Genomic DNA, 20,314 nt, shown 5'->3' with positions numbered 1-20,314 from the left:
CAACCTTGACCGTTCGGGCGCATTTGTCGTGCGCCTGAACGGTCGGGGAAACGCATGTCGAAAAAGCCTGCCCGTGCGCGCCGCCTGCTGGAGCGGATTCGGCACGCCCGTCATCCGCTGCGCGGTTGGCGGCGGTGGGCGGTGATTGCAGGGCAGGCGCTGGTCGGCTTCGTCGCCCTGTTCGCCGTCGTCAATCTGATGCTCAGCCTGTCGACGTTCCGGGGCGAAGACCCCCTGGCGCGTACGGTTCACGAGCTGCGCGTGCTGTGGTTCAGCCCGCCCGACGGCCAGCCGATGTCGCCGACCGCCTTTCCGACCGTCTATGGCCGCGATCTGGGACCAGCGCCCGACACCGCCGCCATCCATGCCTATCTGGAGCGCGAGGCGGAGGACGGCGTGTTTTTGCTCGACCACGTCATGGTCGATCGCATCCTGAAGCTGAACGGCCGAATCGATGCGCGCAGTGTGCCGTCGGGCGTCTATGTCGGGGCCCACGCCTTGGGACCGGACGGGATGCCTTTGGTGCCGGTGACCAAGTTCATGGCGCAATATCTGCTGTTTCCGCGCCATGCCTATATTCTGGTGGTGCCTGAGAACGGACCGGCCATCGCCTTCTCCGCCAGTCAGAACGCCAAGTTCGGCATCGACATTCATCCCGAACGACTGTCGGCCGAGATCGCGCCGTTCGATCCGAACGCCTATGACTTTCCAAGCTCGGGCGAGGCGCTGCACGAGATGACGCGCATCACCAATGACCCGGCGCAAGTCGCGACGGCCGTCGAAACGTTGAAGGGCGCCCAGGCGCGGCTTGCGCAGGAAGGTCTGACCTACGGCCTTCTGGCGCCCAACTCGAACACGGCGGTCGGCTGCGTGCTGCAAGGCGCCGGGGCGATCACGCAGCAGGCGCGCTCTTCGATCCTTCTGGCGCTACGGGCGCCGGGGTTTGGCGCATCATGCGAATAGCGGTCGCGCCGACGGCCTCAACTCGGATATATCCACGCCGATGACCGAGCGACTCTTCCTGCTGAACCCCGACTGGCACGACCACCAGGGCGGTCCGTGGTTCTGCCCGCCCGGGGCGTATATAGAGGGTGTCCTGGCCTTCTATCCTCAGCTTCGCGACGCGCTGGACGTCGTCTATCTGGACCATCCGCGCCCGCGCCAGCCGGTCATCGACCAAGTCGGTGAGGCGCATCAAAGCTGCCCCATCTTGATCCTGGACGGCGAGCTGGATTGGCCCGAGGCCGAGGTCAGCGAAACGACCGGCCGGCGGTTTCTTCAGGATCACGCCATCGCTCCCTATCTGGCGGCCCGCTACGGCGTCGGCCGGCCCCATCCCTAGAGGTCCGTCATGCCCATCGGCGTCTTCACCATGGTCGGCATCTACATCATCGCCTGGTGGACGGTGCTGTTCGCCGTTCTGCCGCTGGGCACGGCCAGCGAGACGCACGAGCCGCCGACCGACGGCTCACAATGGGGCGCGCCCAAGACGCCCAATCTGAAGAAGAAGTTCCTGACGACCACCTGGGTCTCGGCCTTGGTCTGGGTCTTCGTGATGGTGCTGATCTTCACGGGCTGGCTGCCCCTGCCGAACTTCGCCAGCGGCCCGGCTGTCTAAACGACGCATCGGCCTAGCTTTCGCCCCGTCCGAGCGGCTAAAGCCTTGTTCCGTCTCTACGCCTAGGATTCCCGACCATGCGCCTGTCGCGCTTTTTCCTGCCCACGCTGAAGGAAGCTCCTTCGGACGCCCAGATCGTCTCGCACCAGCTGATGCTGCGCGCCGGCATGATCAAGCAGGAGGCCGCCGGCATCTACGCCTGGCTGCCGCTGGGTTTGAAAGTTCTGCGCAAGATCGAGCAGATCGTGCGCGAAGAGCAGATGCGGGCCGGGGCCGTCGAACTGCTGATGCCGACCCTGCAATTGGCTGATCTGTGGCGCGAGAGCGGCCGCTATGACGCGTACGGCCCCGAGATGCTGCGCATCACCGACCGGCATGAGCGCGAGCTGCTGTACGGACCGACCAACGAGGAGATGATCACCGACATCTTCCGGGCCTATGTGAAGTCCTACAAGTCGCTGCCGCTGAACCTGTTTCACATCCAGTGGAAGTTCCGCGACGAGCGCCGTCCGCGCTTTGGCGTGATGCGAGGGCGCGAGTTCCTGATGAAGGACGCCTATTCGTTCGACGTGGACGAGGCCGCGGCCCGCGTCGCCTACAACCGCATGTTCGTCGCCTATCTGAACACCTTCGCCCGCATGGGCCTGAAGGCCGTGCCGATGCGCGCCGACACCGGCCCCATCGGCGGCGATCTGAGCCACGAGTTCATCGTCCTGGCCGACACCGGCGAGAGCGAGGTCTTCTGCGACCGCAAGCTGGTCGAGATGCCCGCGCCCGGCGACGACTTCAGCCCGGAAGCCGTCCAGGCCGTCTTCGACGAACGCACCGCCCTCTACGCCGCCACCGAAGAGATGCACGATCCGTCGCAGTTCGAGGCCAAGACCGCCGAGGGCGACCGCCTGTCGGCGCGCGGCATCGAGGTCGGCCACATCTTCTACTTCGGCACGAAATACTCCGCCCCGATGAAGGCCAAGGTCGCCGGGCCCGACGGGCAGGACGCCGAGGTCCACATGGGCAGCTATGGCGTCGGCGTGTCGCGCCTGTTGGGGGCCATCATCGAAGCGAGCCACGACGCCGGCGGCATCATCTGGCCCGATGCGGTCGCGCCTTTCGACGTGGTCGTGATCAATCTGCGCGCCAATGACGAGGCCGTCTCGGCCGCCTGCGAAGACGCGGTGGCCCAGCTTGAAAAGCTTGGCAAGGACGTCCTCTACGACGACACCGACGAACGTCCCGGCGGCAAGTTCGCAACCGCTGACCTGATCGGCGTGCCGTGGCAGCTGACCATCGGTCCGAAGGGATTGGCGGACGGCGTGGTCGAACTGAAACGTCGCGCCACTGGCGAGAAGGTCTCCGTGCCGCTCGCCGAAGCTATCGAAAGGCTGACCGCTTGAGCCTGCCGTCTCGTCCGTCCGGCGCCTTCTCCTCGTGGGAGATCGGCCTGGCCCTGCGCTACCTGCGCGCCAAGCGCAAGGAAGGCGGCGTCGCCACCATCGCTGTGATCAGCTTCATCGGCATCATGCTGGCCGTCGCCGTGCTGATCAGCGTGATGAGCATCATGTCCGGCTTCCGCAGTGAGCTGCTGGGCCGCATGCTGGCGTTCAACGGCCACATGTATGTGCAGGGGCAGGTCCTGACCTCGCCGGATCGCGAAGCCGCGCTGAAGCGCATTCAGGCCGTGCCGGGCGTCGCCAGCGCCAGTCCGCTGAACGAGGCGCAAAGCCTGATCCGCGTCGGCAGCTATACGACCGGCGCCATCGCCAAGGGCATCCGCCCTGAAGATTTGGCCAAGACCCAGTATGTCTTCGACAGTCTAAGCCCGCAGGAACGCGCCAGCTTCGGCAAGGGGCCCTATGGCGGCGACCGCATTCTGGTCGGCGCGGCCCTGGCCAATTCCATGGGCCTGCGCGTCGGCGATCCGGTGACCCTGTATTCGCCGACCGGGGCCGACAGCGCCTTCGGCAATCTCGGCGGACTTGAGAAGACCTATTTCGTCGGCGGCCTGTTCCGTTCGGGCGCCGCCGACTATGACCGCGCCTTCATCTTCATGCCTCTGGAGCAGCAGCAGCTCTTCTTCGGCAAGGAAGGGGTCTGGGACGCGATCGAAATCAAGGTCGATGATCCCGATCAGGTCGGCGCCCTGACCGCCGCCATCCGCGACGCCGCCGGTCCCGGCTCGGTCGTCAGCGACTGGCGCGAGCGCCTCGCCGCCTTCTATGGCGCGCTGAAGGTCGAACGCGTGGCCATGAGCATCATCCTGGGCCTCGTCGTCGCCATCGCCGCCATGAACATCATCTCCGGCATCGTCATGCTGGTGAAGAACAAGGGCCGCGACATCGCCATCCTGCGCACCATCGGCGCCAGCCCCTCGGCGATCCTGCGCGTCTTCTTCATGGCCGGCGCCATGATCGGGGTCGCGGGCACCATCGCGGGCCTGATTCTGGGGCTGCTGTTCTGCTGGAACATCGGCTCGATCCAGCATTTCCTGGAGTTCGTGCTGCAGACCAAGCTGTTCGATTCCGACGTCTATATGCTGGACGCCATCCCGGCCCTGGTCGATCCGGTGGACGTGACCTGGGTGGCCTTCTGGTCCCTGCTGATGAGCTGTATCGCCAGCCTGCCGCCGTCCTGGAACGCGTCTCGCATCGATCCCGTAGAGGCGCTCCGCTATGAGTAAGGCTCCCATCCTTTCGGTGCGCGGCCTGACCCGCACCTACAACACCGCCCAAGGCGGCCTGACCGTGCTGAAGGGCGTGGATCTGGACGTCTATCCGGGCGAACTGGTCGGACTGATCGGACCGTCGGGCTCGGGCAAGTCGTCGCTGCTGCACGCCGCCGGCCTGTTGGAGAAACCCACCAGCGGCACGGTCGCCATCGACGGCGAACAGGTCGGCGATCTGGACGAGCGCGCCCGCACGCGTCTGCGCCTGGGCCGGATCGGCTTCGTCTATCAGTTCCACCACCTGCTGCCTGAGTTCGACGCGCGCGACAATGTCGCCCTGCCGATGCGGATCGCCGGGGTGGCCCAGGACGAGGCGCGCAAACGCGCCGAGGTCACGCTGACGGCCCTGGGGTTGGGCGAACGCCTGACGCACCAACCGGCCCAGCTGTCCGGCGGTGAACAGCAGCGCGTCGCCATCGGCCGCGCGCTGGCCAACGGCCCGCGCCTGCTGCTGGCCGACGAGCCGACCGGCAATCTGGATCCGACCACCAGCCAGTCGGTGTTCGAATCCCTACGCGACCTGGCCAAGACCACGGGTGTCGCCGCCCTGATCGCCACCCACAATATGGAGTTGGCTGGCCATATGGACCGCGTCTTCGCCCTGAAGGATGGTCATCTGGAACAGCGCGAAGCTCAAAGCCACGCTTACTGATCAACTGACGGCGGCGTCGCCCCAGATCGCTCGCAGGCGTTCGGGGCGGCGGCATCCGATCCGGTAAGCCTGATAGCTGGCGGCGTGGCGCTTGGCGTAGTTCTGATGCTCCTCACCCGCCGGCCAGAACCGCTGGGCGCCGACGACCGGCGTGGTGAAGCTCTTCCTCAACACACGCATCGCCGCATCGCGCGAGGCGACGGCGTCCGCGCGTTGGGCCGCTGTCGCAAAGACGGCGGATCGATAGGACGGGCCCTGGTCGCAGAACTGACCGTTCGGATCGGTCGGGTCGATGGTGCGCCAGTAGCGATCGACCAGGGTGCGATAGCTGACCACGCGCGGATCGAAGGTCACCTGCACCGCCTCCATATGGCCAGTGCCGCCGCGCACCACCTGCTCATAGCTGGGGTTGGCGGTATGGCCGCCGACGAAGCCGGACACGGCCGAGCGCACCCCCGGCACGTCGTCGAAGGCCTTCTCCTCCGACCAGAAGCAGCCGCCAGCAAAAATCGCGGTCTGAAGCGCCGTCTGCGCCTCGGCCCGACGGGCCAGGGGCGCGCCGATCGCCAGCGCAGCGACGGTTAAGGATGCAACGGCGGCGAGGGCGGTCGTGCGAAGGAACATGGTCTCATCTCCTGTTGCAATGACTACGACGGCGACGCGCAAACGGTTTCACCGAGAACGACTTGACCGGAACAAAACGCTAACATAGAACATTAGTAGAACATATCGGATGTCTCGGAGCCAAAGTCATGCCGCGTTTGATGAGGGATATGCTGTCGCTGGCGTCGTGCGGCGGTTTCGTATGGATGGTCTGGACCGTGGCGATCAGCGTCACCGCCTGAGATCAGACGAATTAGACACTTTAGACGGTGTTTTTTCGAGGACCGTCTGAAGCCAGCGATCCACAGCCGATCTGTGGGGCGACCGGTTTGCGATGGCCGCACGCCACCCGATATGAGACTCAGGATAGAGTAGGGCTCTTCAGCGGGCCAGGGTCGAAGAAGGCGTGAACGAGCCGGTGAACAGTCAGGGTTTTGTCCATCTGCGGGTCCGCTCGGCCTATTCGCTGCTGGAAGGCGCGATCAAGGCGGCCAAGGTCGGCAAGCTGGCGGCCGACTCCGGAATGCCGGCGGTCGGGGTGGCGGACCGGGCCAACCTGTTCGGCGCGCTGGAGTTCAGCCAGACGGCGAAGGATGCGGGCGTTCAACCGATCGTGGCCTGCGCCCTGCCGGTCTTCGGGATCGGCGGCCAGATCAATGCCCGCTGGGCCAAGGTGCCGACCGTGGTTCTGCTGGCCCAGGATACAGCCGGGTGGCTGAACCTGTGCGCCCTGTCGTCATCCGCCTATCTGGACGCCGGAGAAATGGCCGAGCCGGGCGTGGCCTGGGAACAGGTCGTCGCCCGCTCCGAAGGGTTGATCCTGCTGTCCGGTGGCCCGGACGGCCCGGTCGATCCGCTGTTCGCCCAAGGCAAGAAGGCCGAAGGCGCCGCTGCTCTGGCGGCGATGAGGGCGGCGTTCGGCGACCGCTTCTACGTCGAGCTGCAACGCCACGGGCTGGAGGATGAAAAGCGCGCCGAGCCGGGGCTGGTCGAATGGGCCTATGCCAACGACGTGCCGCTGGTCGCCACCAACGACGTCTATTACGCTAAGGCGGGGCAGGCGAAATCGCACGACGCCCTGCTGTGCATCGCCGATGGCGCCTTCACCGGCCAGGAGGATCGCCGCCGCATCACCGGCGAACACTGGTTCAAGCCCGCCGCCGTCATGCGCGAGCAGTTCGCCGACTTGCCCGAGGCTTGCGACAACACCATCGACATCGCGCGCCGCTGCGCCTTCCTGGTCAATACTCACGCGCCCATCCTGCCGCGTTTCGACACCGGGGCCGGGCGCTCCGAGGCCGATGAACTGGCCCACCAGGCGCGCGAGGGGCTGAAAGTCCGCCTGACCGAGGTCACGCCGGCCGTTCCCGAAGAGGAATACTGGACCCGCCTGGAATGGGAGGTCGGGATCATCCAGCAGATGGGCTTCCCCGGCTACTTCCTCATCGTGTCGGACTTCATCAAATGGGCCAAGACCCACGGCATTCCGGTGGGGCCGGGGCGGGGCTCCGGCGCCGGGTCGCTGGTCGCTTGGTCCCTGACCATTACCGATCTGGATCCCTTGCGGTTCGGCCTGCTGTTCGAGCGATTCCTGAACCCCGAACGGGTCTCCATGCCCGACTTCGACATCGACTTCTGCCAGGAGCGGCGGGAAGAGGTGATCGACTATGTGCAGGACCGCTACGGCAAGGACCGGGTGGCCCAGATCATCACCTTCGGCACCTTGCAGGCGCGCGCCGTGCTGCGCGACGTGGGCCGTGTGCTGCAGATGCCGCTGGGTCAGGTCGACCGGCTCTGCAAGATGGTGCCGAACAACCCGGCCGCGCCCGTCACGCTGGCCCAGGCCATCGACATCGAGCCGCGCCTGAAGGAGGCGCGTGACGCCGAGCCGGCGGTGAAGACCCTGCTGGAAACCGCGCTGGAGTTGGAGGGGCTTTACCGCAACGCCTCGACCCACGCCGCCGGCATCGTCATCGGCGACCGGCCGCTGACGGAACTGGTGCCGCTGTATCAGGATCCGCGCTCCACCATTCCGGCGTCCCAGTTCAACATGAAATGGGTCGAGCCGGCGGGTCTGGTGAAATTCGACTTCCTGGGCCTGAAGACGCTGACGGTGCTGGATCGGGCGCGCGGCTATCTCGAACGGCGCGGCGCAGCCAAGGACTGGAACAGCCTGCCGCTGGATGACGCGCGCACCTATGAGCTGATGGCCTCTGGCCAGACGGTCGGGGTGTTCCAGCTGGAATCCCAGGGCATGCGCGACACCCTGCGCAAGATGCGCTGCGGCTCCATCGAAGAGATCACCGCCCTGATTTCGCTTTATCGGCCGGGGCCGATGGAGATGATCGACACCTATATCGACCGTAAGTTCGGGCGCGCCGAGGTCGATTACCTGCACCCCAGCCTGAAAGAGGTGCTGACCGAGACCTACGGCGTCATCATCTACCAGGAACAGGTGATGAAGATCGCCCAGGTCCTGGCGGGCTACAGCCTGGGCGAGGCCGACCTGCTGCGCCGGGCCATGGGCAAGAAGAAGAAGGAGGAGATGGATTTCCAGCGCCTCCGCTTCGTCAAGGGCGCCGCCGAGAAGGCCGTGCCGGAGGCGCAGTCCGGCTCCATCTTCGACCTGGTGGCCAAGTTCGCGGGCTATGGTTTCAACAAGTCCCACGCCGCCGCCTATGCCCTGATCTCGTTCCAGACGGGGTGGCTGAAGGCCAATCAGCCGGTCGAGTTCTTCGCGGCGTCCATGAGCCTGGACTTGTCGAACACCGACAAGCTGGCGGTCTTCTATCAGGACGCCAAACGGTTCGACGTGCCGGTCCTGGCGCCCGACATCAATCGCTCGTCTGCCGACTTCGACGTGGCCTGGGACGACGACAAGGGGGCGGTGCTCTACGCCCTGGGCGCGATCCGAAACGTGGGTCTCGAGGCGATGAAACACGTCATCGAGGTGCGCGAGACGGGCGGGCGGTTCGCCGACATCTTCGATTTCCTTGAGCGCGTCGATCCGCGCAGCGTGAACAAGCGCGCACTTGAAGGTCTGGCCAAGGCCGGCGCCTTCGACAGCATCCACACCAACCGGCGTCAGTTGCTGGAACAGGCCGACGTTCTGATGGCCTATTGCCAGAGCGTGGCGGCCGAACGCGCCTCGTCGCAGGTGTCGCTGTTCGGCGGCGATCAGGCCCATGCCGCGCGCCCGCGGCTGAAGAGCGTCGAGCCCTGGGTCGGTCCGGAGCGGCTGGATCACGAACTGTCGGCGGTCGGCTTCTATCTGTCGGGCCACCCGCTAGACGAGATGACCTCAGCCCTGAAGCGCAAGCGCGTCACCTTCGTCGCCGAAGCGATTCCGCTGGCTGAGTCCGGCCACGAGGCATTCCAGATGGCCGGCGTCGTGCGCCGCAAACAGGAGCGGGCCAGCGCGCGGACGGGCGAGAAGTTCGCCTTCGTGACCTTCTCGGATCCGACCGGCGAGTTCGAATGTCTGTTCCCGCCCGAACAACTGCGCAAATGCCGCGAGGTGCTGGAGCCCGGCGCCTCGGTCATGGTGCGCGTGCGCGCCAAGTCGTCGGAGGGGGAGGTGCGTTTCTTCGGAGACGACGCCTCGCAAATGGACAATCTGCTGGACGACGCCAACATCGGCCTTCGGATCCATGTCTCGGCTCGCAGCGCTGACGCCGAGGCGCTGAAGGCGCGGCTGGAACGCGCGCGATCAGGCGCGATCGGCAAGGGCGGGGAGGTGTCGCTGATGATCGCAGGCCTCGATCAAGGGCGCGAGGTGGAGGTCAAGATTCCTGGTCGTTATCGCCTGGACGGGGCCCTGCGCGGCGCGCTGAAGTCAGCGCCGGGCGTCGTTATGCTGGAGGACGCCTAAGCCCTCTCGGATATGGTCAAGCTTTTGATTTTTCGGAACCTCACGGACGCGTGATGTGTTTGGTTAGTCCATAGGGAGACTGTTCCAATGAAATATCTCGCCATCGCCAGCGTCGCCTCGCTGGCCCTTCTCGCCGCCTGCAACCAGGGTGGCGACAGCGCCGCCCAGAACACCGGCGAAGCGGTCAACGCCACCCAAGACGCCACGTCCGGCGTCGTGGGCCAGACCTCGGCCATGACCATGGGCGCCAACACCGTCGACGGTTTCGTCACCGGCCTGGGCACCGGCAACATGTATGAGCTGGAAGCCGCCAAGATCGCCGCAGCCAAGTCCAAGAATGCGGACGTGAAGGCTCTGGCCGCCATGATCACCAAGGATCACACCGCCGCCGGCGAGAAACTGGCCGCCGCTCAGGCGACCGCTGCGCCGAACGTCGCCATCCCCACGACGTTGGACGAACGCCGCAAGGGCCTGATCGACAATCTGAACGCCGCGACGCCGGACGACTTCGACAAGGTCTATCTGGACCAACAAGTCGCCGCCCACAACGAGACGCTGACGCTGCTGAACGGCTTTGCCGACAACACCGAAGCGCCCGCCTTGGCCACCCTGGCGCGCGAGCTTGTGACGCCCGTCACTGCACACCGCGACCGTGCCCGGACCCTGCTGGACGCGATGAAGTAAAAGCAGCCGTTGCATTGCTGACCAAAGGCGGTCCCGAAAGGGGCCGCTTTTTCCGCATTTGCAGGGCTGCGCTTGCTATTGCGGCCCATCCGGCCTAAATGGCCCCCGCATTTCGCAACGCGGGAGAGGCGCGCTTCGGGGAGACATCCCGATCCGCACCATTCCGAGGGTCTTCAGGCCTTTAATCCCCCGCGCCACGTTTGATCGGAAAAAGGACTGAACGATCATGGCTCTGCCTGAATTCTCGATGCGCACCCTGCTTGAAGCAGGCGCCCACTTCGGCCACCAGACGCACCGCTGGAACCCGAAGATGGACCGCTACATCTTCGGCTCGCGCTCGAACATCCACATCATTGACCTGTCGCAGACGATGCCGCTGTTCCACCAGGCTCTGGTGGCCGTGCGTGAAGTCGCCGCCAAGGGCGGTCGCGTTCTGTTCGTCGGCACCAAGCGCCAGGCCGCAGAGCCGGTCGCCGAAGCCGCCAAGCGCTGCGCCCAGTACTACATGAACAACCGTTGGCTCGGCGGCACGCTGACCAACTGGCGCACCGTTTCGGGCTCGATCGCTCGTCTGCGTGAGCTGGAAGGCATTCTGGAAAACGGCGGCGAAGGCCGCGTCAAGAAAGAGCTGCTGAACCTGCAGCGCGAGAAGGACAAGCTTGAGCTGTCGCTGGGCGGCATCAAGGACATGGGTTCGATCCCGGACATCATGTTCGTGATCGACACCAACAAGGAAGCGATCGCGATCCAGGAAGCTCGCAAGCTGAACATCCCGATCATCGCCATCCTTGACACCAACTCGGACCCGGACGGCATCACCTATCCGGTCCCCGGCAACGACGACGCCGCCCGCGCCATCCAGACCTACTGCGACCTGATCGCCGACGCCGTCCTGGACGGTCTGGCCGCCGGCGCCTCGGCCTCGGGCATCGACCTGGGCGCTTCGGAAGCTCCGGTCGAGCCGATGCTGCGTGAAGCCTCGGCCCCCAAGGCTGAAGCCGAAGCCGCGCCGGCCGGCACGGAAGGCGCCGCTGCCGAACTGGAAGCCGCTGCTGAGCCGGCTGCCGAAACCGAGAAGGCCGAGGGCTGATCGCCCGCCGGGCGGCGTTCGCGTTCTTGAGCGCCGCCTGACGAACTGACACACGGCCGGGCTAAATCAGTCCGGCCGTTCCCACATACGAAATCCCCCAAGGAGAAGAACATGGCCGAGATCACTGCCGCCCTCGTGAAGGAGCTTCGCGAGCGTTCGGGCGTCGGCATGATGGACTGCAAGAAGGCGCTGGTCGAAAACGACGGCAACATCGAAGCAGCAATCGACTGGCTGCGCGCCAAGGGCCTGTCCAAGGCCGCCAAGAAGGCCGACCGCGTCGCCGCTGAGGGTCTGGTCGCCGTGGCGTCGAAGGAAGACGGCAAGGGCGAAGTCGCCGCCGCCATCGAGTTCAACGCCGAAACCGACTTCGTCGCCCGCAACGAGCTGTTCCAGAACGCCGCCAAGTCGTTCGCCCAACTGGGTCTGGAGCACCACTCGGTCGAGGCCCTGCACGGCGCCGAACTGGAAGCCGGCAAGACGGTCCAGGACGAAGTGACCAACATGATCGCCACCATCGGCGAAAACATGCAACTGCGCCGCGCCGCCCGCCTGTCGGTTTCGGAAGGCGTCGTTTCGACCTACGTCCACAACGCGGTTTCGCCGGGCGTCGGCCGCATCGGCGTGCTGGTCGCGCTGGAAGGCGAGGGCGACAAGACCGCGCTTCGCGAACTGGGCCGCAAGATCGCCATGCACGTTGCCGCCACCGCGCCGCTGTCGCTGAACACCGACGACCTGGACCCCGCCGCCATCGAGAAGGAACGCACCGTTCTGACCGAAAAGGCCAAGGAAGAAGGTCGCCCGGAAGCCATGATCGCCAAGATCGTGGAAGGTCAGATCAACAAGTTCCAGAAGGACGTGGTGCTGTCCAAGCAGCCGTTCGTCATGGATCCGGACGTGACCATCGAGCAACTGGTCGCCAACTCGGCCAAGGAACTGGGCTCCTCCAACCTGCACCTGGCCGGCTTCGTCCGCCTGGCGCTGGGTGAAGGCGTCGAGAAGGTCGAAGGCCCCGACTTCGCGTCGGAAGTCGCTTCCATGATGGGCGGCAACTAAAAAACATTCCCCTCATTCGTGAGGGTTTTGTATCAGAGGGGCGCGTTCGGCTTTGATGGCCGGCGCGCCTTTCGTCTATAAGAAGCCGCCTGATTCAATGGCGCCGCAGTCAAACGGACCTTCCCGCATGCCCGACGCCCCCTCGACCTTCCGCTACAAACGCGTCCTGCTGAAGGTGTCGGGCGAGGTGCTGATGGGCGACCAGTCGTTTGGCGTCGATATGAAGACGGTCGATGCTGTAGCCAAGGCCGTCGCGGACGTCGCGGCCGAGGGCGTGGAAATCTGTCTGGTCATCGGTGGCGGCAACATCTTCCGCGGTCTGTCCAAGGCGGCGGCCGGCATGGAGCGCGCCCAGGCTGATTATATGGGCATGCTGGCGACGATCATGAACGCCCTGGCCATGCAATCGGCGCTGGAGAAGATCGGCGTCTCGACCCGCGTGCAGAGCGCCATCCCAATGGCGGCCATCGCCGAACCCTACATCCGCCGTCGCGCTCTGCGGCATCTGGAAAAGGGCCGGGTCGTGATCTTCGCCGCCGGCGTGGGCGCACCGTTCTTCACCACGGACTCGGGCGCAGCGCTGCGTGCGGCCGAAATGGGTTGCGACGCCCTGCTGAAGGGCACCAGCGTGGACGGGGTCTATACCGCCGACCCGAAGAAGGATCCCGACGCGACGCGTTACGAGACCCTGTCCTATCAGGATGTGCTGGCCAAGGATTTGCGCGTCATGGACGCCTCGGCCATCGCCATGATGCGCGACACGGGCATACCGATCGTGGTCTTCTCCATTCGGGAAGACAATTCGCTGCGCCGGACCCTGACCGGCGAAGGCACGTTCACGGTCATTCAGGACGTCGCCTGAACGTTCGCCTGACCAGGAAAGACAAGAGAGACCAAGACCATGGCAAAGCCTGACCTCAAGACCTATCGCGACCGCATGGATCGCTCCGTCGCCGCACTGAAGGAAGAGTTCAGCGGTCTGCGCACCGGCCGCGCCAACGCCGGTCTGCTGGAGCCCGTGCGGGTCGAAGCCTATGGCTCGGCCTCGCCCCTGACCGCAGTCGCCGCCATCAGCGTGCCCGAGCCGCGCATGATCAGCGTCAGCGTTTGGGACAAGGGCATGGTGGTCGCCGTCGAAAAGGCGATCCGCAACGCCAATCTGGGCCTGAACCCGATCGTGGACGGCCAGACCCTGCGCATTCCCGTACCGCCCCTGACCGAGGAACGCCGCAAGGACCTGGTCAAGCTGGCCGGCAAATACGCCGAGCAGCAGAAGATCTCGGTTCGCAACGTTCGCCGCGATGCCAACGACGACCTGAAGAAGGCCGAGAAGGCCGGCGAGATCAGCCAGGACGAGCAAAAGAAGATGGAGACCGAGGTCCAGAAGGACACCGACGCGGCCATCAAGCGCATCGACGAGACCTTGAAGACCAAGGAACAAGAGATCATGCAGGTCTGAGGCGAAACGGCTGGGTCCGGAAGGGATCGCACGACAGATGACGGCAGACCGCGCCGCGCCTTCAGGGCAAAGCCCAGACAAGCAGGGTCAGGACGGCCCGCGCCACGTCGCCATCATCATGGACGGCAATGGACGCTGGGCGAAGGCGCGCGGCCTGCCGCGGGCCCTGGGCCATCGTGAGGGCGTCCAGGCGCTGAAGCGCACGATCCAGGCGGCGCCGGATCTGGGCATCGATTGCCTGACGGTGTTCGGCTTCTCGACCGAGAACTGGAGCCGACCTGAGGACGAGGTGTCGGACCTGATGGGGCTGGTGCGGTCCTACGTCGCCAGCGATCTGGCCCGCCTCACCAAGGCCGGCGTCCGGCTGAAGATTCTGGGGCGACGCGAAGGACTGCCGGCCGACATCGCCGCCATCATCGAACGGGCCGAGGCTCAGACCGCCCATAATGACCGCTTCCTGTTACAGGTCGCTTTCAACTACGGAGGTCGCGCGGATCTCGTGGACGCGGCGCGCCGCCATATGGAGCGGGTGCTGGCGGGCGAGACGGTCGAGCCTTTCAACGAGGCGATCCTGACGTCGGGCCTGGCGACCGCGGGCTCGCCGCCGCTTGATCTGATCGTGCGCACGTCAGGCGAGCAGCGACTGTCGAACTTCCTGTTGTGGGAGGCTGCCTACGCCGAGCTCGTTTTTCAGGACATTCTGTGGCCCGACTACGGCCCAAAGGCCTTGGCCGAGGCGATTTCGGCCTTTGGTCAGCGCGATCGCCGTTTCGGCGGGCGCGTGATCGCGCCTGAGCGCGCGACGGCCTGATGGCGGTCAAGGGTCGGGATATCGCCCTCAGGGCTGCGTCCGCCGTCGTGCTGGCGCCCGCCGCCGTCGCTGCGACGTGGGGCGGCGGCGTGTGGTTCCTGACGCTGATGATCGTCGCCAGCGTCGTCTTGGCGTTCGAATGGGCGGCGATGAGTGCGCCGCATGCGCGCCGCGTCATGGGCGGCGCGGTCAGCTTCGGCGTCGTGACGGCGGTGATCAGCGCCCATTTCGGGGCCATGTCCGTCGCCTTCATCATGCTGGTGTTCGGCGCGGTCGCGGCCGGAGTCTATGCCCGCAGCCGAGGGCAGGAGGCGCTGGATGCCGCCTATGGCGTGCTCTATCTCGGCTGGCCTTCGGTCCTGCTGATCTGGCTGCGCGATGTCGACAGTTTGATCGGGCTGCACTGGACCGTGCTGGTCTTCGCCGTCGCCTGGTCGGCCGACATCGTGGCCTATCTGGCGGGATCCACCTTCGGCGGACCCAAGCTGTGGCCGCGCTTCTCGCCGAACAAGACCTGGTCCGGGTTCATCGGCGGCGTTGCGGCCGGCGCGGTTGCGGGCGCCGTCATGACGGCCTGGGTCAATATGGGGGCCTTGAGCGTCGTCTGGGGGGCAGTGCTGGGCTTTGCCGCGGCCTTGGCGACCATGGCGGGCGACCTGTGGGAATCCGCGCTGAAGCGACGGTTCGGGGTCAAGGATGCGGGGAACACCATTCCGGGCCACGGCGGCTTGCTGGACCGCGTCGATGGCCTGATGTTCGCGGTCGTGGTCGTCGCGGCTGGCCGACTGATCGTCCTGATGCTGGAGCGTGGGGCATGATCCGGCGTCGCATCACTGTGCTTGGCGCGACCGGATCGGTCGGCGCCTCCACACTGGACCTGATGACTCAAGCCGAGGCGACGGGCACAGGGGCGTTCGAGGTCGAGGCCCTGACGGGCGGATCCAACATCGCCAAACTGGCCGAGCAGGCCAAACGTTGGCGGCCCACACTGGCCGTGACGGCGGATCCTGCGCGGTTGGACGAACTGCGCGACGCCTTGTCCGGCACGGACGTCGCTGTCGCCGCCGGTGACGCCGCCATCGTTGAGGCGGCGACGCGACCTGCCGACTGGATCATGGCGTCCATCGTCGGAGCGGCGGGTCTGAAGTCCGCCTGGGCGGCGGCGGGAACGGGCGCGACCTTGGCGCTGGCCAACAAGGAAAGCCTGGTCTGCTGCGGCCCTGCCCTGATCGAACGGGTCAAGCGGGCAGGGGGGCGCTTGATCCCCGTCGATTCCGAACACTCCGCCATCTTCCAGGTGTTTCCGGCCGAAGCGCCTGAGCGGGTGGCCAAGCTGATCCTGACCGCATCGGGCGGGCCTTTTCGCAATACGCCGCGCGATCAGATGGTCGCCATTACGCCGGAACAGGCCGTCGCCCACCCCAACTGGAGCATGGGCGCCAAGATTTCGGTCGACAGCGCCACCATGGCCAACAAGGGCCTGGAGATGATCGAGGCGGCCTATCTGTTCGATATGCCGCAGGATCGGATCGACGTCGTGGTCCACCCCGAATCGATCATCCACAGCCTTGTGGAATATGTGGATGGTTCGACCCTGGCCCAGATGGGACCGCCGGATATGCGTACGCCGATCGCCTGCGCCCTGGCCTGGCCGGATCGGATCGCGTGGCCGGCGCCCAAGCTGGATTTGGCCGCTCTGGGGCGGCTGACGTTCGAAGCGCCCGATTTGACGCGCTTTCCCGCTCTCGATCTGGCGCGTCAGGCCCTGAAGGCGGGCGGCGCGACGCCCGCCGTGTTCAACGCCGCCAACGAGGTCGCCGCTTTCGCCTTCCTTGACCGCAAGCTGGCGTTTCTCAATATTGCCGCAGTCGTCGCCGAAACCCTTGAGCGTGCGACGAAAGCGGGGATGGCTTTCGGTTCTGGAGACGCCTGCGGCGCGGCCCTCTCGGTCGACGCCGAGACGCGTCGAATGGCCGAAAGCGTCATCGCCGGCCTTGCGAATGCGGCCTGACAGCAGGCCAGGGGAGACGATTTTCGAATGCTGGGCGTCCTGGGTCAGGTCCTGATCTCCATCGCCTCGTTCCTGCTGGTGCTGACCTTCATCGTCACCATCCACGAACTGGGTCACTTCCTTGTCGCGCGCGCCTTTGGCGTGAAGGTGGATCGGTTCGCGGTCGGCTTCGGCAAGGCCGTGGCCAGCCGCACCGATCGTCACGGCATCGAATGGCGTCTCGGCTGGCTGCCGCTGGGCGGCTATGTGAAGTTCTCGGGCGATCTGGATGCGTCCAGCGTGCCTGATCGGGCCGGATTGGACGAACTGCGCCGCCGCGTGGTCGCCGAACGTGGACCGGGCGCCGAGCGCGATTATTTCCACTTCAAGCCGGTATGGCAGCGCGCCCTGATCGTCGCGGCCGGGCCCTTCGCCAACTTCATCCTCGCCATCACTATCTTCGCCGTCGTCTTCATGGCCGTCGGCGTGTCCCTGCGCCCTGCGCGTGTGGCTCAGGTCCAGGCCGGATCGCCGGCCGCCGCCGCCGGATTCCAGGTCGGCGACCTGATCACCGAGGTGAACGGCAAGGCCATCAAGGACGGCAGCGCGGTCACCCGCACCGTCATGCTTTCGACCGGCGATCCCGTGCGTTTCACGGTCGAGCGCGCCGGGCGTCCTGTCGAACTGGTCGCGACGCCGGAACGTCGCGAGGAAAACGACCCCATCGCCGGACGCGTCAAGGTCGGCCGCATCGGCCTGGGGCTGGGCTCGTCGGCCGGCGATGTCCGCCACGTGCGCTATGGCCCCGTCGAGGCTGTCGCCGAGGGAGCGCGCCAAACGGCCGACGTCATCGGCTCGACCCTGACCTACCTCGGACGTCTGGCGACAGGCCGCGAGTCGGGCGATCAGTTCAGCGGTCCGCTGGGCATGGCCAAGGCGACAGGCTCGCTGACCACGGCTGCGGTCGAAGCCAATCCAGCGCCGGGCGCCATGGCGATCAACCTGATCCTGACGCTGACAACCTTGGCCGCCATACTTTCGATCGGAATCGGCTTTCTAAATCTGCTTCCCATTCCGGTCCTCGACGGCGGGCATCTGCTTTTCTACGGCTATGAGGCTGTGGCGAAACAGCCTGTGTCGGCGCGGTTCCAGGAGATGGGCTATCGTGCAGGCCTTGCGCTTTTGGCGGGATTTATGTTGTTCGCAACGTGGAACGACCTACAGAAGCTCAATATCTTCCAATTCCTCGGCGGGCTCGTCTCGTGAGCCGACGCCAGCCCCCGACGGTTTCCCGAATGAATGACATGACCTCTCGCGCCGCCGTTCGACTGAGCGCCCGCTCCAGCCTGCTGGCTTTGGCGGTCGCCGCCGGTCTGGGCGCACCCGCGCTGGCGCAGACCGCGCCGGCCCAAACTGCGCCAACGACGACGCCTGTTGCGCCGGTCCAGACGGCCCCGGCGAGCGCCGCCGAACCGCGCGTCGAGATCGCTGCGCCGCAGACGATCACGATCAACCGCATCATCGTTCAGGGCGCGCAGCGGATCGACCAGACGACGGTCCTATCCTATCTGCCGATCCGTCCCGGTGACGCGGTCGACGCCTCGGTGCTGGACGTCGCGGTGCGCACCCTGTCGCGCACGGGCCTGTTCGCCGATGTGCAACTGGGCATCCAGAACGGCGACCTGATCGTCCAGATCGTCGAGAACCCCATCATCAACCAGGTGGTGTTCGAGGGAAACAAGGCGCTGTCGAAGGACAAGCTGACCAAGGAAGTGACGCTGGCGCCGCGCGGCATCTATACCCGCGCCAAGGTCCAGGAGGACGTCGGCGCCATCGTCGAACTGTATCGCCTGCAAGGCCGCATCTCTGCGACTGTGACGCCCAAGCTGGTCCAGCTGGAACAGAACCGCGTCGATGTGATCTTCGAGATCAATGAAGGTCCGCAGACCGGCATCAGCGCCATCAACGTGCTGGGCAACGAGGCGTTTTCGGATCGCGACGTGCGCGGCGTGATGGTCACAGAGAAGTCGACCTGGTGGAAATTCTTCTCCAACAACGACAACTACGATCCCAACCGCCTGGAATACGATCAGGAGCAGTTGCGGAAGTTCTACACCAACCGCGGCTATTACGACTTCCGCGTGGTGTCCTCGGTCGCCGAACTGCAGCCTGACGATCAGGCGTTCCAGCTGACGCTGACGCTGAACGAAGGCGACAAGTACAACTTCGGTGAGATCAAGGTCGTCACCCAGAACGACCGGCTGAACGCCGACTTCCTGAAGGCCCTCGTGCCGATCCGGGAAGGCCAACTGTACGAAAGCGACAAGATCGAACAGGCGGTCGACGCCCTGACGTTCGCGGCGGGATCGGCCGGGTATGCCTTCGTCGAGATCAATCCGACGTATAAGGCCAATCCGGAGACGGACACGGTCGATGTGACCTTCAACGTGTCCGAGGGCCAGCGCGTCTATATCGATCGCATCAATGTGGTCGGCAACACCCGCACGATCGACCCGGTGATCCGCCGCGAACTGCTGCTGACCGAGGGCGACGCCTTCAACCGCGCCCTGATGGAGCGCTCGCGCAACAACCTGCGCGCCCTGGGCTTCTTCAAGGACGTGACGGTCGAGGAAACGCGTGGCAGCGCGCCGGACCGCTCGATCATCAACGTCAATGTCCAAGAGCAACCCACCGGCGAACTGTCCGTCGGCGCGGGCTTTAGCTCCGTCGACTCCTTCACCGTCAATCTGGGCATCTCGGAGCGGAACTTCCGTGGGCGCGGCCAGAACGTGGTCGCCCGTCTGGAGTGGGGCTCGCTGCGCCAGCAGGTCGACTTCCGCTTCACCGAGCCGAAGTTCCTCGGCCGTGACCTGCGCGCCGGCTTCGACCTGTTCCACTCGCGCTATGACCTGAGCCAGTACTCGTCATACGATTATCGCTCGACCGGCGCGGGCCTGCGTCTGTCCTATCCGCTGAACGGAAATATGCTGCTGAGCACGCGCTATTTCCTGAAGTCCGACGAGATCATCGTGCCGACGGGCTTCTGCTCGGGCGTGGGCCAGGGATCCTCGGCGCTGTGTGACCAGATCGGCAGCTTCATCAACTCGTCGGCGGGCTACACGCTTCAGGTCAACTACACCAACGATCCGATCCGTCCGACACGCGGCTGGGCCGGTTCGCTGCGTCAGGACCTCGCGGGTTTGGGCGGCGACGTGAACTATGTGAAGACCGAGGCTGATGCGAGCTGGTACTATGGCATCACGCCAGCCTGGGTCGTCAGCGTTCAGGGTTCGACCGGCTACGTCAGCGGCTGGAACGGTGACCCGATCCGCATCAACGACCGCTTCTTCAAGGGCGGCAACAGCTTCCGCGGCTTCGAGACAGCCGGTATGGGGCCGCGCGATCTGAATACGACCGATGCCCTGGGCGGCAACTTCTACGCCATCGGCACGGTCGAGCTCACCGTGCCGAACTATCTGCCCGAGCAATACGGCATCAAGACCTCGCTGTTCGCCGATGTCGGTACGCTGGGGGTGCTGGATGACCGCTACAAGCTGACGTCCACCGGAACGGTGAACACCAATATTGCCGATGAGCTGTCGCTGCGCGCATCGGCTGGCGTCAGCATCCACTGGAAGTCGCCAATGGGTCCGATCCGCTTCGACATCTCCAAGGTCCTTTCCAAGGAAGATTACGACAAGACGGAATCCTTCCGCTTCTCGACCTCCACTCAGTTCTAATCGCGGCTTTTTCGACCGCAC

Annotated in this window: 18 protein-coding genes; 17 read left to right on the top strand and 1 reads right to left on the bottom strand. The window is 65.4% G+C overall.

The genetic code is table 11. The features are described 5' to 3' along the window. The first annotated feature begins 54 nt into the window (after positions 1-54). From A4249_RS06320 to A4249_RS06295, 6 genes are all read left to right on the top strand, one after another. The gene (locus A4249_RS06320) at positions 55-963 is read left to right on the top strand and encodes a hypothetical protein (protein ID WP_066551616.1); all 909 of its coding nucleotides are present in this window, start codon (positions 55-57) and stop codon (positions 961-963) included. 40 nt (positions 964-1,003) lie between these two features. Then, positions 1,004-1,342, top strand: a complete 339-nt coding sequence (locus A4249_RS06315; protein ID WP_066551615.1) for a DUF3088 family protein — start codon at positions 1,004-1,006, stop codon at positions 1,340-1,342. 9 nt (positions 1,343-1,351) lie between these two features. Beyond that, a complete protein-coding gene (locus A4249_RS06310; RefSeq protein ID WP_055753501.1) occupies positions 1,352-1,618 on the top strand; it encodes a DUF1467 family protein in 267 nt (88 codons plus the stop codon). A 77-nt stretch (positions 1,619-1,695) separates the two neighbouring features. Beyond that, positions 1,696-3,012: a proline--tRNA ligase gene (gene proS / locus A4249_RS06305; RefSeq protein ID WP_066551614.1), complete on the top strand. Its 1,317-nt coding sequence runs from the start codon at positions 1,696-1,698 to the stop codon at positions 3,010-3,012. Next, complete coding sequence (locus tag A4249_RS06300; protein WP_082465008.1) at positions 3,009-4,295, top strand: lipoprotein-releasing ABC transporter permease subunit; 1,287 nt, start codon at positions 3,009-3,011, stop codon at positions 4,293-4,295. The genes proS and A4249_RS06300 overlap by 4 nt, the downstream gene beginning before the upstream one ends. Further along, positions 4,288-4,992, top strand: coding sequence for an ABC transporter ATP-binding protein (locus A4249_RS06295; RefSeq protein WP_066551613.1), 705 nt, complete (start codon positions 4,288-4,290; stop codon positions 4,990-4,992). Before A4249_RS06300 ends, A4249_RS06295 begins: the two co-directional genes overlap by 8 nt. Here A4249_RS06295 and msrA read toward each other — a convergent pair whose 3' ends face one another. Continuing rightward, positions 4,993-5,616: a peptide-methionine (S)-S-oxide reductase MsrA gene (gene msrA / locus A4249_RS06290; protein WP_066551612.1), complete on the bottom strand. Its 624-nt coding sequence runs from the start codon at positions 5,614-5,616 to the stop codon at positions 4,993-4,995. 385 nt (positions 5,617-6,001) lie between these two features. Between msrA and dnaE the strand changes: the two genes are divergently transcribed. The 11 genes from dnaE (at position 6,002) to bamA (ending at position 20,293) form a co-directional block, all read left to right on the top strand. Beyond that, positions 6,002-9,466, top strand: coding sequence for a DNA polymerase III subunit alpha (gene dnaE, locus A4249_RS06285; protein WP_082854085.1), 3,465 nt, complete (start codon positions 6,002-6,004; stop codon positions 9,464-9,466). An 87-nt stretch (positions 9,467-9,553) separates the two neighbouring features. Then, entirely contained in the window at positions 9,554-10,150 is a 597-nt protein-coding gene (locus A4249_RS06280) for a DUF4142 domain-containing protein (protein ID WP_055809100.1), read from the top strand. Positions 10,151-10,376: 226 nt separating this feature from the next. Continuing rightward, on the top strand, positions 10,377-11,240 hold the full coding sequence (gene rpsB / locus A4249_RS06275) for a 30S ribosomal protein S2 (RefSeq protein ID WP_017503967.1): 864 nt from the start codon (positions 10,377-10,379) through the stop codon (positions 11,238-11,240). A 111-nt stretch (positions 11,241-11,351) separates the two neighbouring features. Then, positions 11,352-12,293, top strand: a complete 942-nt coding sequence (gene tsf / locus A4249_RS06270; RefSeq protein WP_055753506.1) for a translation elongation factor Ts — start codon at positions 11,352-11,354, stop codon at positions 12,291-12,293. 127 nt (positions 12,294-12,420) lie between these two features. Then, entirely contained in the window at positions 12,421-13,155 is a 735-nt protein-coding gene (pyrH, locus tag A4249_RS06265) for a UMP kinase (protein ID WP_045811327.1), read from the top strand. A 39-nt stretch (positions 13,156-13,194) separates the two neighbouring features. After that, entirely contained in the window at positions 13,195-13,752 is a 558-nt protein-coding gene (frr, locus tag A4249_RS06260; protein ID WP_055809105.1) for a ribosome recycling factor, read from the top strand. 118 nt (positions 13,753-13,870) lie between these two features. Beyond that, complete coding sequence (gene uppS / locus A4249_RS06255) at positions 13,871-14,563, top strand: polyprenyl diphosphate synthase (protein WP_231868805.1); 693 nt, start codon at positions 13,871-13,873, stop codon at positions 14,561-14,563. Continuing rightward, on the top strand, positions 14,563-15,381 hold the full coding sequence (locus A4249_RS06250; protein ID WP_066551611.1) for a phosphatidate cytidylyltransferase: 819 nt from the start codon (positions 14,563-14,565) through the stop codon (positions 15,379-15,381). Before uppS ends, A4249_RS06250 begins: the two co-directional genes overlap by 1 nt. After that, entirely contained in the window at positions 15,378-16,574 is a 1,197-nt protein-coding gene (dxr, locus tag A4249_RS06245; protein ID WP_066551610.1) for a 1-deoxy-D-xylulose-5-phosphate reductoisomerase, read from the top strand. Before A4249_RS06250 ends, dxr begins: the two co-directional genes overlap by 4 nt. A 27-nt stretch (positions 16,575-16,601) precedes the next feature. After that, a complete protein-coding gene (locus A4249_RS06240; RefSeq protein WP_066551609.1) occupies positions 16,602-17,819 on the top strand; it encodes a M50 family metallopeptidase in 1,218 nt (405 codons plus the stop codon). A gap of 29 nt (positions 17,820-17,848) precedes the next feature. Continuing rightward, positions 17,849-20,293 carry an outer membrane protein assembly factor BamA gene (gene bamA, locus A4249_RS06235; protein WP_156494642.1) on the top strand — a complete coding sequence of 815 codons (2,445 nt, stop codon included), beginning with the start codon at positions 17,849-17,851 and terminating at the stop codon, positions 20,291-20,293. Positions 20,294-20,314: the final 21 nt, after the last annotated feature.

This window comes from Brevundimonas sp. GW460-12-10-14-LB2 (genome assembly GCF_001636925.1).
In the GTDB taxonomy this organism is placed as follows: Bacteria; Pseudomonadota; Alphaproteobacteria; order Caulobacterales; family Caulobacteraceae; genus Brevundimonas; species Brevundimonas vesicularis.
The sequence above is the reverse complement of the archived record's forward strand: the minus strand, read 5'-3'. Positions and strand labels throughout refer to the sequence as shown.